The organism is Actinomadura terrae, from assembly GCF_022751215.1.
In the GTDB taxonomy this organism is placed as follows: Bacteria; Actinomycetota; Actinomycetes; order Streptosporangiales; family Streptosporangiaceae; genus Spirillospora; species Spirillospora terrae.
The window spans coordinates 1-14,107 of the sequence record NZ_JAICDG010000014.1 but is presented as its reverse complement, the minus strand read 5'-3'; the positions used below and the strand labels follow the sequence as shown (position 1 = coordinate 14,107).

Annotated in this window: 21 protein-coding genes; 6 read left to right on the top strand and 15 right to left on the bottom strand. The window is 72.5% G+C overall.

The genetic code is table 11. From position 1 onward, the window contains the following. Positions 1 to 52 precede the first annotated feature (52 nt). From K2F47_RS40290 to K2F47_RS40260, 7 genes are read right to left on the bottom strand one after another with little or no spacing between them, the layout of a single operon-like run. Positions 53 to 2,095 carry a hypothetical protein gene (locus K2F47_RS40290; RefSeq protein WP_242911540.1) on the bottom strand — a complete coding sequence of 681 codons (2,043 nt, stop codon included), beginning with the start codon at positions 2,093 to 2,095 and terminating at the stop codon, positions 53 to 55. A gap of 28 nt (positions 2,096 to 2,123) precedes the next feature. Beyond that, positions 2,124 to 2,477, bottom strand: a complete 354-nt coding sequence (locus K2F47_RS40285; protein WP_242911539.1) for a TraA-like protein — start codon at positions 2,475 to 2,477, stop codon at positions 2,124 to 2,126. Continuing rightward, the gene (locus tag K2F47_RS40280) at positions 2,474 to 2,824 is read right to left on the bottom strand and encodes a hypothetical protein (RefSeq protein ID WP_242911537.1); all 351 of its coding nucleotides are present in this window, start codon (positions 2,822 to 2,824) and stop codon (positions 2,474 to 2,476) included. Before K2F47_RS40280 ends, K2F47_RS40285 begins: the two co-directional genes overlap by 4 nt. Next, on the bottom strand, positions 2,821 to 3,078 hold the full coding sequence (locus tag K2F47_RS40275; RefSeq protein ID WP_242911536.1) for a hypothetical protein: 258 nt from the start codon (positions 3,076 to 3,078) through the stop codon (positions 2,821 to 2,823). The genes K2F47_RS40280 and K2F47_RS40275 overlap by 4 nt, the downstream gene beginning before the upstream one ends. Further along, entirely contained in the window at positions 3,078 to 3,929 is an 852-nt protein-coding gene (locus K2F47_RS40270) for a DUF2637 domain-containing protein (RefSeq protein ID WP_242911535.1), read from the bottom strand. Before K2F47_RS40270 ends, K2F47_RS40275 begins: the two co-directional genes overlap by 1 nt. 8 nt (positions 3,930 to 3,937) lie before the next feature. Continuing rightward, positions 3,938 to 4,138 carry a hypothetical protein gene (locus tag K2F47_RS40265; RefSeq protein WP_242911534.1) on the bottom strand — a complete coding sequence of 67 codons (201 nt, stop codon included), beginning with the start codon at positions 4,136 to 4,138 and terminating at the stop codon, positions 3,938 to 3,940. Further along, positions 4,135 to 4,464, bottom strand: a complete 330-nt coding sequence (locus K2F47_RS40260; RefSeq protein WP_242911533.1) for a hypothetical protein — start codon at positions 4,462 to 4,464, stop codon at positions 4,135 to 4,137. Before K2F47_RS40260 ends, K2F47_RS40265 begins: the two co-directional genes overlap by 4 nt. Positions 4,465 to 4,640: 176 nt before the next feature. Between K2F47_RS40260 and K2F47_RS40255 the strand changes: the two genes are divergently transcribed. The 6 genes from K2F47_RS40255 (at position 4,641) to K2F47_RS40230 (ending at position 8,670) form a co-directional block, all read left to right on the top strand. Beyond that, entirely contained in the window at positions 4,641 to 5,387 is a 747-nt protein-coding gene (locus K2F47_RS40255; protein WP_242911532.1) for a GntR family transcriptional regulator, read from the top strand. Between the two features lie 153 nt (positions 5,388 to 5,540). Further along, positions 5,541 to 6,752 (top strand): hypothetical protein, encoded by a 1,212-nt coding sequence (locus tag K2F47_RS40250; RefSeq protein ID WP_242911531.1) that lies wholly within the window; start codon positions 5,541 to 5,543, stop codon positions 6,750 to 6,752. A gap of 106 nt (positions 6,753 to 6,858) precedes the next feature. Continuing rightward, a complete protein-coding gene (locus tag K2F47_RS40245; protein WP_242911530.1) occupies positions 6,859 to 7,527 on the top strand; it encodes an AAA family ATPase in 669 nt (222 codons plus the stop codon). 137 nt (positions 7,528 to 7,664) lie between these two features. Further along, positions 7,665 to 7,988, top strand: coding sequence for a hypothetical protein (locus K2F47_RS40240; protein ID WP_242911529.1), 324 nt, complete (start codon positions 7,665 to 7,667; stop codon positions 7,986 to 7,988). Between the two features lie 77 nt (positions 7,989 to 8,065). Beyond that, positions 8,066 to 8,320, top strand: a complete 255-nt coding sequence (locus tag K2F47_RS40235; protein WP_242911528.1) for a hypothetical protein — start codon at positions 8,066 to 8,068, stop codon at positions 8,318 to 8,320. 83 nt (positions 8,321 to 8,403) lie between these two features. Further along, on the top strand, positions 8,404 to 8,670 hold the full coding sequence (locus tag K2F47_RS40230; protein ID WP_242911542.1) for a hypothetical protein: 267 nt from the start codon (positions 8,404 to 8,406) through the stop codon (positions 8,668 to 8,670). On the opposite strand, the gene K2F47_RS40225 is transcribed toward K2F47_RS40230, so the two are convergent. The 8 genes from K2F47_RS40225 to K2F47_RS40190 form a co-directional block, all read right to left on the bottom strand. Beyond that, positions 8,667 to 8,957, bottom strand: coding sequence for a hypothetical protein (locus tag K2F47_RS40225; RefSeq protein ID WP_242911527.1), 291 nt, complete (start codon positions 8,955 to 8,957; stop codon positions 8,667 to 8,669). The two genes, K2F47_RS40230 and K2F47_RS40225, sit on opposite strands and share 4 nt — an antisense overlap. 149 nt (positions 8,958 to 9,106) lie before the next feature. Continuing rightward, positions 9,107 to 10,816 (bottom strand): hypothetical protein, encoded by a 1,710-nt coding sequence (locus tag K2F47_RS40220; RefSeq protein ID WP_242911526.1) that lies wholly within the window; start codon positions 10,814 to 10,816, stop codon positions 9,107 to 9,109. Next, entirely contained in the window at positions 10,813 to 11,388 is a 576-nt protein-coding gene (locus tag K2F47_RS40215; RefSeq protein ID WP_242911525.1) for a hypothetical protein, read from the bottom strand. Before K2F47_RS40215 ends, K2F47_RS40220 begins: the two co-directional genes overlap by 4 nt. After that, a complete protein-coding gene (locus K2F47_RS40210) occupies positions 11,388 to 12,050 on the bottom strand; it encodes a hypothetical protein (RefSeq protein ID WP_242911524.1) in 663 nt (220 codons plus the stop codon). The genes K2F47_RS40215 and K2F47_RS40210 overlap by 1 nt, the downstream gene beginning before the upstream one ends. Before the next feature lie 112 nt (positions 12,051 to 12,162). Then, entirely contained in the window at positions 12,163 to 12,522 is a 360-nt protein-coding gene (locus K2F47_RS40205; RefSeq protein WP_242911523.1) for a DUF4282 domain-containing protein, read from the bottom strand. A gap of 83 nt (positions 12,523 to 12,605) precedes the next feature. Then, positions 12,606 to 13,208 carry a hypothetical protein gene (locus K2F47_RS40200; protein ID WP_242911522.1) on the bottom strand — a complete coding sequence of 201 codons (603 nt, stop codon included), beginning with the start codon at positions 13,206 to 13,208 and terminating at the stop codon, positions 12,606 to 12,608. Then, positions 13,205 to 13,354, bottom strand: coding sequence for a hypothetical protein (locus tag K2F47_RS40195; RefSeq protein ID WP_242911521.1), 150 nt, complete (start codon positions 13,352 to 13,354; stop codon positions 13,205 to 13,207). The genes K2F47_RS40200 and K2F47_RS40195 overlap by 4 nt, the downstream gene beginning before the upstream one ends. Positions 13,355 to 13,436: 82 nt before the next feature. Continuing rightward, positions 13,437 to 13,865: a hypothetical protein gene (locus K2F47_RS40190; RefSeq protein ID WP_242911520.1), complete on the bottom strand. Its 429-nt coding sequence runs from the start codon at positions 13,863 to 13,865 to the stop codon at positions 13,437 to 13,439. Positions 13,866 to 14,107: the final 242 nt, after the last annotated feature.

The following is a 14,107-nucleotide window of genomic DNA, read 5'->3' as shown; positions in this document are numbered from 1 at the left end:
CCCCCGGGCCCCTGACGTAGCCGCTACTCGCTACGCGCCAGGGTGCGCATGATCACGCGGGCACGAGCGCCCGCACCTCCGCGTCCGCGTCCGGGTCGCGCGTGATCACGTATCCGCCGCGTTCGTCGTCCTCGGCGATGATCCCGGCCGGAAGCAGCTCCTCGCGCAGGAACCGGCCCGACCACGCGCGCTTGCGCCCGGCCGTCTCCCATACCGGCCGCAGGTCGCCCGCCCTGAAATGCGTGCGCCCGGCCGCGTACCACTGCGAAAGCTGCCCGATCAGCAGCGCTCGCGCTTCGGCGGTCGGCATCTTGTGCACGGGCCGCTCGGGCTCCTCAAAGGTCCAGCCGTCGTATCCGGTCTCATCGATCGCATCGTCCGGTCCGGCGGTGTTCTCCGGGTTCGGATCGGCGCTGCGCACGTGCTGCGCGATCGGGTCACCGTCCAACTCCCCGCCCAACTCGTCCTCCTCCTGGTCCTCGTTGGCGTATCGGTCGTCGTCCAGCTCGGGCCGCTCGTCAGCGCCGCCGGCGGCGGGCGCGGCGCCGCCCAGCAGGCACCGCGCGGTCACCGGGTCGGCCGGGCGCGCGACCGTCGAGAACGTCTCGGCGTGCGCGCGGAGAGCGTCGGTGTCGCTGTTCCAGTTCCAGGTGCGCAACGCCATCGAGACGCGCTCGATCGGGATCGACGGCGCGTCCAGGTAGGCCATGCCCACGGTGTCCGGGCCGCAGGTCGCCCACTGGTCCGGCTGGACGCTGGGGTTCTTGTCCTGCCGAGACGACAGCCCGAACTCGGCGTCGTCGTCGGAGTCGACCGCGAAGCACATCTTCGCGAGCTGCCCGCGCGCGATGGTGGGCATCTGCGTCCAGTCCGACCGCTGAAGGCTCATCACGATCGTCCCGCCACCCGACCGCAGCGCCTTGACGATCGAGAGGAACCGCTGCATGTCGATGGTGTCGCCGATGTCGGGGAACTCCTCCAGCCACCACACCAGGTACGACAGCCCGCATCCGGGCTGCCACTTGGTCAGCCCCTTCTCGGTCAGGTAGTCCATGCGCTCGCCCATCGCGCGGTGCATGTCGGCCACCTGGGAGCGGACGCCGGTCTTGGTGGTGTCGAAGCGGTGCAGCGCCGGGCGCAGCGGCCCGAGGAACTGATCCCGCTTGGTGATGTCCGCCGCGATCACCACCGCATCCATGCGCGAGACGATCTCGGCCAGGTAGTTCCACGCGCCGCCCTCGGACTTGCCCGAGCCGGTCTTGCCCATGAACTGGACGTGGTGGCCCACGATGACGTGCTGGACGTCCTCGCCGTCCTGCCAGATCCCGATGCACAGCGGCTCGGCGATCGACCCGCCCGGCCGGGACGGGCCGGGCCAGGGCAGCGCCGTGTGCAGTACCCGCGGGTCCGACGTCGTCACCAGCGCCTGATCGGCGCGGTCCTCGTCGGGGGTGATGTTGATGCTGCCGGGCGGCAGCTTCGCCGCCGACTCGATCTCCGCCGCCTTCTTCTGCATGTCCGCCGCCGTCCCGCCGCCCTCGAAGGTGGCCTTCACCGTCGCCTGACGGTCGGTGGCCTCCACCAGCCGCACGGCCTTGGTCTCCACGCCGACCGCGCGTGCAGCCGACTTGATCAGCTCGGAGATCCGGTCGCCGCCGGGCATGTCCTCGCCGTTGCTGTGCGCCATGACGGCCTGACGGAGGTTCCAGCTCAGCGCCAGCAGCACGCCGCCGCCGACCCACAGCGACCACACCGGCTTGGGCGACATGCCCGCGATCGTCGTCACCGTGACCCACGTCCCGGACGCGGTCAGCGTGCCGATCATGTGCCAGCGCACGATGGCGGCGCGGCCCGACGAGTAGGCCACGGCGGCAGCCGCCAGGCCGACCGTCCCGATCGTCTCGGCCATCGCCGCCCACGGCGCCGCCCCGGCATCCCCCCACAACACGTGAGCGCCAGCGCCCATACCGCTGATCATCAGGCCCGTGATCCACGGGGTGGCGTAGCCCGCCACCTTGGACACGGCCCGCGCGGCGAGCCGCTCCACGGTGATTTCCTCGACCTTCTCCAGCGAGGTCTTTCCGCGCTTGCCCATTTGTTCGCCTCCTTTCAAGGACGGTGAATCAGCCGTTGAAGTCGAAGTTGGGCTTCGTCTTCTTCTTGGCCGGGGCGATGACCTCGGCGAACTGAACACGGAACTCGGTGTTGAACTTCACGCACTCGACCGCCAGGCCGTTGGACAGCTCCGCCGCCCGCTGGAGCCGCTTGGCGACCCGCCGGGCGCGGATGCGCACGTCCACGCCCATCAGGAGCGGGTGGCCCTTCTGACGGCTCAGCACCGCCATGATCTCCTCGGCCGCCTGGTCGAATTCGGCAGCCAGATCCCGCCCGATCCGGCGACCCGCCCGCGAGTACTCGGCGATACTGGACGCGCCCTTGAATTCGATCGTCTCCAGTTCCGGAATCCGGTTGCTCATCGCGCGCCCTTCCCATTCACCAGCACGGAGACGGCCGAGTCATCGTCCGGGTCGTCGTCCATTCCGTCGATTTCCTCGACCACGTCAGCGTCAATGGCGTCGTGCCATCCCCGCCGCGCTTCGTCGGCCAGCTCCCGCCGCATGGTCGACAGCCACAGCCCCGCTGGCCGCACGCCCAGCCACGCCGTCACCAGCGCGTCCGCCGCGCTCAGCAGCAGCACCAGGACCGCCCACGCTGCGCGGGCCGCGTGGACCGTCACCACCACGACCGCGATCGCCGCTCCGGCAGCGACGGTCAGCGCCGCCGCAACGGCCGCCCGCGCCCTCGTCGTCACCACCCGGTTCACGACGCGCCCCCGCCCAGCCGGTTGGGCTCGGCGTAGAAGAAGAGGATCACGCCGTCGCGGTGCTCCTGGGGGAGCTGGGCCCGCGCCCACCCGAGCAGGTCGAACCGCGTCGCCCCGGCCGGAACCGTCGCGATCGCCGCCCGGTGCGTCTGCGCGACCACGCCGCTGTCGCGCTGCGTCTCCACCGTCAGCATCACGAGGTACTCCGTCACGCCCGCCGTACCCGGCGTCGTCGGCGTCGTCATGTCCGCCATCAGTGCTCGCCTCCCACCGACACCAGCCGCGCCGTGTCGTCCGCCGTGTCGTGTTCGCTCGGCTCGTCCGCCGTCCGGTCCGCCGCCGTGTCCGACGTGCCGTCCGTCGCGTCGTCCGTCGCGTCGTCCGTCGGGATCGTGGTCTGTCCGGGCATCGGGTCGGCCGCCCTGATCTCGCCCAGAAGCCGCTGCCCCTGTCGCGGCGACAGCCCCAGCCGCCGCCCCAGCTCCGCGCCCGAGATGTCGGGGGCGGTAGCGAGGACGGCGAGCGCGTCCGCCGTCCGATCCGTCGCGGTCGGCGTCGCGCGACGCGTCGCCCGGGTCGTCCTCGGCTTGGGGGCCGCGATGGCGCGCGGCGCGGCGGCATCCTCGCCCGCCGCGTCGTCCGCCGCGTCGCCCGCCATGGCGCTCACGGCGGTGTGCGGCGCGTCGTCCTCGGCTCCGTCCGGCGTCGCGGTCGGCGTCGCGTCATCAGAGGCGTCGCGCGACTGCCGGATCATCCCCATCAGCAGCTCGACCACGAGGACGAGCGTCACGGCGGGCCACGCCGCCACGACCGCGCCCACCGGGCCCGCCGCGAGCCCGTGCAAGACGTTGACCGCGATCGTCGCGCCGATCCCCAGACCCAGCGCCGCCCACGCCAGCAGCCCGGCCGTCTGCCCGCGCCGCGCACTGTCCAGGTGCACCATCCCGGCCGCATAGACCAGACCGTCCACGCACAGCGGCACCAGCACCGCCGTGCCCTTGGGCTCGCCGTGATCCATGACCACGTCGTAGGCGTGCCGGTAGGACACCACCGCCGCCACGGCCGCGATGCCGATCGTGGTCGCCGCCGTGCTGACCCTGATCACCCGCGCACTCACCGGGCACCCCCGCTCCGGGCCGACCGCCACACGTACAGGCCCGCCAGCGGCGCCGCCACCAGCACCAGCAGCACCAGGACCAGCCGCCCCAGACCCGGCGCCATCACCACGCCCGTGATGACGGCCGTGCCCAGCAGGAAGAAGGTCGTCGCGATCCCCGCGCGCAGCGCGTCGGACGGGTCGTCGTCGTACCTCACGACGGCACCCCCACCCAGTCGATCGTGCGGGTGGCCACCAGGTTCACCAGCGCGTCCACGAGCCCGATGGGTTCCTCCGCGCACTCCCCCGCGTACTCGTGAAGCAGCTCATCGAGGATGTCCGCCGCCGCCGCCCGGCGGCTCAGCGAGTCGATAGGCGACTCGCCCGGCAGCCGAGGCGCCCACAGGTCGAGGAACTCCTCCCCCGGCAGCCGGGGAACGCCAACCCCCGTCGTCATTTGCGTCAGCGCCCACGCCACCGGCGGCGCCACATCCGCCCGGAACGTGCTGAACGGTTCCCGGTCGGGAACCATGGTCTCCAGCATCTGGACCAGTCCTTTCAGGGTCGGGGTCCGGATGTGCGGTCCCCGGCGTGCACCCGCCGGGGACCGCGTCCTGCCTTTCAAAACCAAGGTGTACTAGGACACTAGATCCTGTCAAGGACTAGAGGCTAGGATTCTTAGTGTCTGAGACACATACCCCCAGTGAGAAGGGCGGAGAGATGGCAGAGCTTCAGCGCGTGGCAGCGCCGTACGCGCAGATTGCGCAACGCATCAGGGACGAGATCCACGCGGGGACGCTCCGACCCGGTGACCGGGTTCCGAGCGTTCGAGAACTCGCAGCCGAGTACGGCGTCAGCCGCGCAACCGCAGACAAGGCGCTTAGCGCGTTGCGGTCGGAAGGCATGGTCATCGCCGTGACCGGCATCGGCACCCAGGTAGCCGAACAGGTACCGACCGTTCAAACGGGCGGCATCCGGTTCCGGCGGATGATCAGCACCGGCCGGGCCACGCGCGTGGGCGAGCGCTCCGAGATCCTCTCCTCCGAGCTGGTGCCCGCCCCCGAAGACGTGGCCCACGCTCTCGGAGTCGAACCGGAGGCCCAAGTCATCCGACGTCAGCGTCGTTTCCTGGACGATGACGGGGTCGCCGCGATCTCGACCTCATGGCTGAACGGCGAACTCGCCGATGCGGTCCCTGCGCTGCTGCGTACTGACCGCATCGAGGGCGGCACCATCGGCGCCATCTGTAAGGCCACCGGACGTCAACCAGCCCCCGGGCTCGACACCGCCAAGGCGCGGCTCGCCAGCGACGACGAGGCCGAGGCCCTCGGCCTCACCCAGCCCATCGCGGTTCTCGTGGTGGAGGCCCGGCTCTCCGACGAGGACGGGCAACCGCTGGAGTTCGGCGTAGACGTCATCGGCCCGGACCGCCCCTGGTCGGTCGGCTACGACCTTAGCCTCACGTAGAGCGATACCGTCCCCGAAAAGCGCGGAGGCCGGGAGTTGCTGCTCCCGGCCTCCAGAGGTCACTTCCCACGTGCAAGCAAGAAGGACGTTTGTCATGAGAGTACCCACCCCATCCGACAGCTCGACGCGCGCCCAGATGATCGGTAGTGCGCGATGAGCCTGTATCCGATCTTGTGGGCGGTCGAGCACGCGCCGGTCAGGGACGCTGAGGAGCGGTCCGTCCTGGTAGCTCTGGTGATGAAGGGCAGCTTTGACGGCCGCGACTGCCACCGGTCCTACAAGACGCTCGGCCACATCGCCCGCGTTGATCGCAAGACGGCCGAGCGCAAGTGCCGCGCGATGGAGGCCCGGGGCCTGCTGCGTCGCCAGACCGGCCAGATGCCGGTGAGCTGGAAGCGGTTGCCCGCCGACAAGAAGACCGTGGTCTGGGAGGTCATGATCCCGGCCGACTTCTGGAGCCCGGTGCAGTTGGAGGAGATCAACACTGCGCGCACCGAACGGGGTCTGCCGCCGATCACGAGGGACAACCGGCCCCCGCTGGCGCCCGCACCGCCCAAGCACGCGCGCGCCGACAAGGGCAAACCCGCTCCGCAGCGCCGCCCCAAGAGCCTGCCGCCCAAGAACGACGAGACCGGCCCGGGGAAGGCGACGAACGAGACGAAGCCGCCCGAGTCTGCGGAGCGGGGGGACTCTCAGTCCCGTCGCTCCGACGGGAGCGGGGGGACTGACAGTCCCGTCGCGGGGGGACTGACAGTCCCGTCGCGGGGGGACTCTCAATCCCCCAACCCTCCTTACAACCCTCCGATAAAAACCTCCTCCTCCTCATCTGGAGTCACACCAGCCGCAGACCGCGCGGCCGCGCGCGAGGACGTCCAGGAGGAGGAGGGAACGGCTCGCGCCGGAACGGACATGAACGACGGGACGCTCACCGAGGCGCTGGCCGTGGTGGACACGGCCACCGAACAGTGGGACGGCCATCGGCTACCGACCCCTTCGGAGCGGCTCAGGCTCGCCGAGAGAGTCGCGGACGCCCTGGCGCAGGGTGCACGCCGGGTCGGCGTGCATGACGCGCTCACACGCGATCTAGAGCCGTCGCGGACGCGGAGCGCGGTTGCGGTGGTGATGAGCCGGACCTCCCGGGCCGGATGGGCGGAGTTGCCCGGCGTCGGCCGGGGAGCGGCAGCCGGGCGGCCGCAGCTCCCGCCCAAGTGCGACCGCTGCGACGTCAATCGCATGGTCGAAACCGATGACGGCCGGGTGCGTCGCTGCCCGGCCTGCCACCCAAACGGCAGCCGCGGGGCCGCCATCGAGCCGGACGAGCCGGAGCGCGTGGTGTGGGACGTGATCGACTTGGAGGCTGTCTAGCCGCAAGCTGGGAGCACATGGCTTTACGTCGTAAAGCTTGCTGGTTGTGGCGCTAGTCGGGGTGTGCGGGGGGACGGGTGTCCCGTACTCCCGTACGGTCGGCGTCATGATCTGGACAGTGACGAACTTGAAGCCGGGGACGGCCAAGACGACCTCGGCCGTCTGGCTGGCGCACGCCGTCCACGAGGCCGGGCGGCGAACGCTGCTGATCGACGCCGACCCGGGCGGGGCCCACTCCAAGTACGGCGCCGAGGCGTTCGACGGTCTCGGCTCGGCGGGGCGGTGGGACGACCGGGCGCGGTTCCCGTTCGACCTGATCAGCAACCCGAGCCGGGACCTGCACAAGATCCTGCCCAGGGTCGCCGCCGACTACGAGGTGACCGTCATCGACTCCCCGCCGATCGAGGACCACCAGGGCATCGCCGTCTCGGCGCTTCGCGTCGCCGACGTCGCGGTGATCCCGGTCGCGCCGACCACGGCCGAGGTGGACCGGATGGCGCCCGTGCTGGCCGTCCTCGCCGACATCGAGCCGTTGCGGGCCGGGCCGCTGACGGTGTGCGTGCTGCTGAACCGCACCGTCGCCAACGCCAGCAGCACCGGCGACGCCGCCGGTGAGCTGACCAAGCGCGGGCACCGGGTGCTTCCCACCCGCATCCCGCGGCTGGAGCTGTACGCCCAGTCCCACGGCGCCCCGGTCGTCGCCGAGGACACCGCCTACGCGGCCGCCGCCGCCGAGATCCTCGCACTCGCCGACGCGTCCGGGGCGACCCGATGACCCGTCGCCAGCGCGGCAGCATGAGCGCGGCCGCGACCCGGGGAGTCGATACGGGACCACGGGAACCCCGTAGGCCCGTAACACGAATCGCGCCGGTCAAAGCCACGTTCGAGCTGGACCCGGCGCTACTGCGCCGGGTGAAGGTGTGGGCCGGGCGGCGGGTACTGCCGGTGTCGGTGGTGGTGCGCGCACTGCTGGCCGAGCTGCTCGCCGACGAAGCCACCAGCGCCCGCGTCGCCGAGCTGGTGCACGCACCCGCCCGCGCGTCCGCCCCGGGCGTGAAAACGACCTACGACCTCGCGCCCGCCCTGTACGGCCAACTGCGCGCGTGGGTCGCCGAGCACGACACCACCAACGCCGCCGCGCTCCGCGTGCTCATGCGCGAGCTGGTGAACGGACGCCACGAGCTGCCGCGCCGCATCGAGGCCCGCGCCGCCGACCACCAGGACGACGAGGAGTAGCACCTCGTGTGGCGGGACAGCGGTAAGCGCTGGGGCTCACACTGGACTAGCTGGATCTACGGATTGGGGATGATGTGGTGACGCGACGGCGACGTTGGCGGGACGACCCGATGGTGCGGGCCCGCTGGACCCTGCTGGGCGGGGGAGCGGTCCTCCTGACGGCGGTGTGCGTGCTGGCCGGGGACGTGACCCTTAAGTTCACCGCCGGGATGGCGTACGTCATCGGTGCGCTGGTCTGGGGCGCATCCGAGAGGATCATCGTCCGGACACGGGCGAGGCCGGAAACGCGTCTGGCGGCCGCACGGCAAGGCCCCGGCCCGATCGAGCGCTAACCGACCCGGAAGGCACACACAACATGTTCACCGGCCTGATCAGCGGCGCGACCACCTACGCCCAATCGCTTGCGGTCCGGGTGATGATGGCGCCGACGCCCACGCCGACAAAGAGCCCGGAGGACGCACCGAACACGGACGCGCTCGCCGACTGGCTCCGCACGATCTTCGGCCCGCTGTTCCTGGTGATCGTCTCTATCGTGGCGATCTTTTTCCTGTTCACGCGGGAGATCACGCGGTTCGTGCAGTTCATCGTTCTGGCGATCGCGATCGGGATCGTGTTCTACGTCCCCAACATCATCGAGGTCACGGCGAAGGCGATCGCCAAGGCCCTGGGCATCGAAGCCTAAGCACGAGCGTTCGCGAACAACGCGGCCAGGACGACGAGGGACGCGACCGCGACGACGACGGAGTCCATCCGGCGCGTGAACGCCAGGAGCAGCAGCAGCGGCGCGCCGGGACCGACCCGCACCCGGTAGCCGCCCCGGCGACGTCGGCCGCCGCCCCGGCGGCGGCCGAACGCGGCCGCGATGGTGCCCACGAGCGCGGCCGCCATCACTGCCACCGCGAGCAGCTCCCACGCCAGGCCCGGCACCGCGAGCGCCACCACTCCCCCGCCCCGACCGGCCGCATCCATGCGCCTCATCATCCCCCCCGCCGCCTCGGCGCGCCGCGCCCCCGATGAGCGAATCGACTTGTAGACTCAGCGGAGTCCCTTTGGGACTCCGCTGTACGAGTCGCTCCCTGCGGTCACGCGTCAAAAGCGCGTCCAGAGAAGGCCCCCGGTCAGTCCCGGCGGCGACGCCGCCGCCCGTACGGGTCGGCCGGATCGTAGGGCGCCGGGCCGCCGTCCGGAGCAGCCTCGGGCGCCGGACGGGGCGCCGGAGCCGGGCAGGGACGGGGCGGCCGAGGCGGAGCCGGCGGCGCCCCGCGGACGCTTTCGCGCGCGACTCGCGGCGGGTACAGCGGCGCCACCGCGGGCACATCCGCCGGGAACGGCAGCCAGGGCACCTGAACCGGCCGCCACATCCCGCCGAGCCAGGTCAACGCCCGGCCCGCGACCGGCGCGACGCCCAGGCCCTTGTGCCACTCCCCCGTGACGTCAAAGCACATCTTCGCCCCGGCGGTCGACAGCGGCCCGAGGCTGACGCGATCTACGAGCTGGTCTCTCACGGCGCCGGGGACGGCGTCGCGCGCGTCGGGTCGCTGCGTGATGACCCAGATGATCACGTTGGATTCGAGTGCTTGCCTTGCGAGGGTGTCCAGCGGCCCGGACAGCTCAGGCGCGGCCATGGTGACCTGCTGGATCTCGTCCAGCACCACCAGCGCCCGGGGGAGCCGAGGCCGGACGTCCGACTGCCCCGACCGCCATGCCAGCACCCGGGCGTACCGCCGGGCGACGACGTCGACGACATCAGCGAACGCGACGCGCCACCCGTCCGGATCGTGCGCGATGACGTGCACGTCCTCACAGCCGATCAGCGGAGCGAGCGTCCCCGAGCCCTTGCCGTCGACCGCCCACAGCCCGCCCGGGAAAACGCCGTGCGTGAGCCCGTCGACGGCCCAGGCCCGGACCGCGCTGGACTTGCCGTGCTGCGTGGCGCCCACGATGAGAAGGTGCGCCGTGGGCTGGTAGAGCGCGACCGGGACGCCGTCCAGGACCGCGTCCGCCAAGGCCGGGACGGTCTCTCCCAGCACGATCGCGCCGTCCTCCTGGCCGAAGTCGCGCGCGTCCAGGCGCGGGGGCAGCGGCGGCACGCGCCGCACCTCCAGGCGGCGGTGCCCGCCGTCAAAGCGCGTGTCGTAGTCGGGGCGCACCGGCGCGCCCACGGCGGCCGGGCCGGTGGGCGGGGGCCCGACCAGGTCCCACATGACCCGCCCCACCAGCGCGTCGCGGCGCGCCTCCAGGTGGGCGTGCCAGGTGGCCGGGTAGGTGACGTACACGCGGGTCAGGCGGCGCCCGTCCCACAGCGCCCGCCCTACCCGCACCTCCCCCGCCTCGTCATCCCTGGCGCCGGTGACGGCGCGGGCCCCGGTACGCAGCCGCGCCAGCAGCCGCGCCCGCCCCCGCATCGGGATCGTGAGGACGGCGATCTCGGCGAGGACGAGCGCGGCCACCACGAGCGGGAGCAGCGCCCAGACGCCCGCCCCTCCAGCGGCCGCCACGAGCGAGGGCAACGCGGCGGCCGCGAGCCCGTACAGCGCCAGCCAGCGCCGCGCCGCCATCAGCGCCGCCGTCCGGCGCTCGCCAGAAGTGGCGGCCGGACGCGCTCGCCGCCACGCGCGCCAGGCGCCCGCCCCGGCGCCGACCACCATCGCCGCGGCCGCCGTGGCGATGGTGCCCGGGGAGGGCATCCCGCGCGCCACCCACACCGCCGCGCCCGCCACCAGCGCCACCGCCCAGCCCCAGTACGCGCCGTCCGCCAGGGCGTACCGCACCTCCAGCAGCACCGGGGACCGCTCGACCCGGTCCGCCAGGCGCACCGCCGCTCTCACGCCCGCGCCCCCTCCCGCGCGAGGAGCTGCGCGCCGACGCCCGCGACGTCGTAGGCCGCGCGCTCGTGATCCCGTTCCGAGCGGCGCGCTTCGTTGGGCCCCCAGTCGGCCGGGCGCCCGCCCGTGCTGCCCTTGGCGGGCCACAGCGGCGGCGGGTAGTGCTCACGCAGCGGCCGCGCCCGCCCATGCCCGCCCGTGGGGACCAGGACCGTCCGCGGATCGTAGGCCAGCACCGCCGCCATGACCTGGCGCGGGATGAGCCAGTCCGCAAGCGCGATCTTGCGGCCCAGCGGCGGCACCACCACCTCTATGGCCAGCGTGACCCGCCCCCCGCCGGGCGCCCGCGCCATGCTCGCCTCGATCTGATCCATCACCCGCGCCATATAGCGCGTCCACGCGGCCAGGTCGTGAACGTTGTCGAGCGCGGCCGACGATGGACGGCCGTGCGCGTCGACGGGCCCGACCGTCCAGCCGTACAGGGCGTCCGCGCCGACCCGCAGAACGCCCGCCGTCCACCGGCGCCCCGGGTCGATCCCCAACACCGCGCCCGCGCCCTGGTCCTGACCGGGCATCACACGTCCCACAGCACCGCGTCAAAGCTCAGCTTCGGCGTGGTGCTGGTCTGCGTGGCCAGCACCGTTACCAGCCGCGCCACCCGATGCCCCCCCGCAGTGATCACGCACACCACATCGCCCTCATCCAACGGGTCGGTCTGGTCTGTCGTACCGGTCGCGGCCGCCGCGTCCTGGCACGCCCGCGCGTCCGGCCGCGCCCCCGGCTCCAGCACCGCCAACCGTGCATCCGACTCGCCCTTGAGGATGGTCCTCAGCCAGTCGCCCCGGATGTCAGGCGTGCCCGCGTGCGTGGAGGTGGACGGCGGCACCGCGTCCAGGTCCCGCCGGGAACTCGGCCCCTCCACCGTCAGCACCCCGGCCCACCGCCGGACCGGCGTCGTCGCCGACGGCGAGCCCGTCACGCCCGGGGACGGGCCGGGCGACGGCGCCGACGAGGACGGCGCCACGCCCGGTGCCGAGGCGACCGGAGGCGAAGCGGTGACCGTCTGCGTGACCGCCGCTACCTCAGGCCCGCCCGAGCCGCCGTCACCGCCGCCCGACCGGGTGACCGCGACCACGACGAGCACCAGGACCAGGACGGCGCCGACAGCGGCGGCCGCGATCCCCACCTGTCGCCTCGGCAGCCCGCCCGCGTTCCCCGGCTCATCCGGGTACAGCACGGGTGCCTCGCGTGGCGGTGCCGACCGTGGCGACGGCGGTTCGGACGATTCCGGCGGTTCGGGTGGCGGTCCGTAGTCGTAGGGGTCAGGGGGTTCCGGATCGGTCATCCGATCACCCTGACGGGGGGCGCGGCCCTGGGTCAACGTCCTTGTGCGGTGCCGTTCTCGGCGCCTCCAACGTTCCAGCCGCCGGGATGCGGAATCGGGCGACCGCCAGTTCCAGGGCCACCCGGACCACCAGCAGCATCACGAATCCGATCAGCGGTGCGGCCGCGAGCCCCAGCGCTCCCCACATCCAGCCGTTGCGCCAGGTCATCACGGCCACGGCCAGCAGCATCCACCACAGCGTGACCATGACGATCACGGCCATGCACCCCCGGTAGATCCACGAGACCAGCACGGGCGTCGCGAACGTGGTGAACCTCGTGTCGAGGAGCGCCACCAGCACCCCGTGCCGCCGCCGCGCCGTCATTCTTCGGGCTCCATACCAAGCATCCTGACGCGAAGCGGCCCCGGACCCTATTCAGGTCCGGGGCCGCTCGTGGGGCCGGTTCGTCAGGTTGCGGCGCCGAACGCAGCCCGCCAGGGCCCCATCAGCGTGGCGTAGGCGCCGACCGTCCACGGGCCGGTGCCGACCAGGTCGCATCCGGCGATCGCGACCAACTCGTATCCGTAGGCGCACGTGACGGCCGTTGCCCACCAGCAGGCGTCCGCGCCCGCGGCCTCCAGGGCGCTCAGCGCCGCGTCCAGTGCGTCGTCCAGGGCGGCGCCGCAGGCCTCGATGGCCTGGTAGTAGCGGGCGGCGCCGGGGGAGGCGTCGGTGTCGCCGAGCAGCTCGGCGCGGGCGATCGCGGCGGCGGCGGCGATCTCGCACGCCTGCGGTCCCAGCAGCCCGGTCAGCGGCTCGTCCCCGACGACCTCCCAGCCGTCGCCGCAGTCGCGCACCCGCAGCAACCGGGCGGTAGCGGTGCCGTCCAGGAAGTCGAGGACGCTCACGTGATCGCATGCGATGTCCTGGACAGGGGCCAGCTCGGTAACCGGGAGCCGCCGGGGGTCGGCTACGGCGCTCAGGTGGGCGCCGAGCATCGTGCCGGGTCGGACCGGGCCGGAGGTGGCGAGGGTGCGCCGGTCGGCGAGGGTGACCAGTGCGCCGGTCATCGTCCACCGCCGTGCGAGCACTTGCCCGAGCCGCCGCAGGCCGGGCAGGTGTGCCCGTTGGTGGTGCGGCTGCCTCCGCAGGTGGAGCAGCCAGGGCAGTTGCACGCCGAGGTGACGGGGCCGGGGACGATCGCGATGATGTGCATGGGTCTGTTCCTCCTGGTTGTGCAGGTGGGATTGATCAAGGGCGCCGCGCCGTGTTGGCGCACGGCACGGCGCCCGCCCGGACTACTGGTCCGGGTCGTCGCCGACGGTGTAGACGACACCGATCGGGGACAGCGCGTTGTGAGCGTCGCGGAGGGCGCCCTCCAGACCAGCGGCCATCTTCCGCACCGTCTCCAGCGCGTCCAGGGCCTCGGCGACGGCCCGAGTCGGCTCGACCATCTCGCCCGCGACGCGCAGTTCCTCGTGGGCGGCGATGTCGGTCAGGCGCCCGGCGAGCTGGCGGACGAGCTGGTCCATCCCGGCCGCGCCCGCCTGGAGCCGCCCGACGACGTCGCCGACGGTCGAGGGGTAGGGCACACCGGCCGCCGCGTTCTCGGGGAGCGTGGCGTAGTTCAGCGCCCGGACGGCGTCGGCGACGGCCCCGGCGAGGCCGATCGTCCGGTCGCCGGAGTGGCCCTTGACCGGGTGCGGATCGAGGTTGATCGGGTTCATCGGGTCCTCATCTCTCGGGTTGCTACGGGCCTTGCTACTTGGGTCGTTACGCGGGTTGCTACGGGCCTTGCTACGGAGGTCGCTACGCGCTTTGACCTGGGACAGTCCACGCGTAGCGACCCCCGGGCCCCTGACGTAGCCGCTACTCGCTACGCGCCAGGGTGCGCATGATCACGCGGGCACGAGCGCCCGCACCTCCGCGTCCGCGTCCGGGTCGCGCGTGATCACGTATCCGCCGCGTT

What these genes read in the sequence shown, in the direction of transcription:
- K2F47_RS40260 (WP_242911533.1), bottom strand. Translation starts at nt 4,464, where the DNA reads ATGCTGGAGACCATGGTTCCCGACCGGGAACCGTTCAGCACGTTCCGG.
- K2F47_RS40245 (WP_242911530.1), top strand. Translation starts at nt 6,859, where the DNA reads ATGATCTGGACAGTGACGAACTTGAAGCCGGGGACGGCCAAGACGACC.
- K2F47_RS40230 (WP_242911542.1), top strand. Translation starts at nt 8,404, where the DNA reads ATGATGGCGCCGACGCCCACGCCGACAAAGAGCCCGGAGGACGCACCG.
- K2F47_RS40290 (WP_242911540.1), bottom strand. Translation starts at nt 2,095, where the DNA reads ATGGGCAAGCGCGGAAAGACCTCGCTGGAGAAGGTCGAGGAAATCACC.
- K2F47_RS40250 (WP_242911531.1), top strand. Translation starts at nt 5,541, where the DNA reads ATGAGCCTGTATCCGATCTTGTGGGCGGTCGAGCACGCGCCGGTCAGG.
- K2F47_RS40285 (WP_242911539.1), bottom strand. Translation starts at nt 2,477, where the DNA reads ATGAGCAACCGGATTCCGGAACTGGAGACGATCGAATTCAAGGGCGCG.
- K2F47_RS40200 (WP_242911522.1), bottom strand. Translation starts at nt 13,208, where the DNA reads ATGACCGGCGCACTGGTCACCCTCGCCGACCGGCGCACCCTCGCCACC.
- K2F47_RS40205 (WP_242911523.1), bottom strand. Translation starts at nt 12,522, where the DNA reads ATGACGGCGCGGCGGCGGCACGGGGTGCTGGTGGCGCTCCTCGACACG.
- K2F47_RS40275 (WP_242911536.1), bottom strand. Translation starts at nt 3,078, where the DNA reads ATGGCGGACATGACGACGCCGACGACGCCGGGTACGGCGGGCGTGACG.
- K2F47_RS40190 (WP_242911520.1), bottom strand. Translation starts at nt 13,865, where the DNA reads ATGAACCCGATCAACCTCGATCCGCACCCGGTCAAGGGCCACTCCGGC.
- K2F47_RS40215 (WP_242911525.1), bottom strand. Translation starts at nt 11,388, where the DNA reads ATGCCCGGTCAGGACCAGGGCGCGGGCGCGGTGTTGGGGATCGACCCG.
- K2F47_RS40195 (WP_242911521.1), bottom strand. Translation starts at nt 13,354, where the DNA reads ATGCACATCATCGCGATCGTCCCCGGCCCCGTCACCTCGGCGTGCAAC.
- K2F47_RS40225 (WP_242911527.1), bottom strand. Translation starts at nt 8,957, where the DNA reads ATGGATGCGGCCGGTCGGGGCGGGGGAGTGGTGGCGCTCGCGGTGCCG.
- K2F47_RS40255 (WP_242911532.1), top strand. Translation starts at nt 4,641, where the DNA reads ATGGCAGAGCTTCAGCGCGTGGCAGCGCCGTACGCGCAGATTGCGCAA.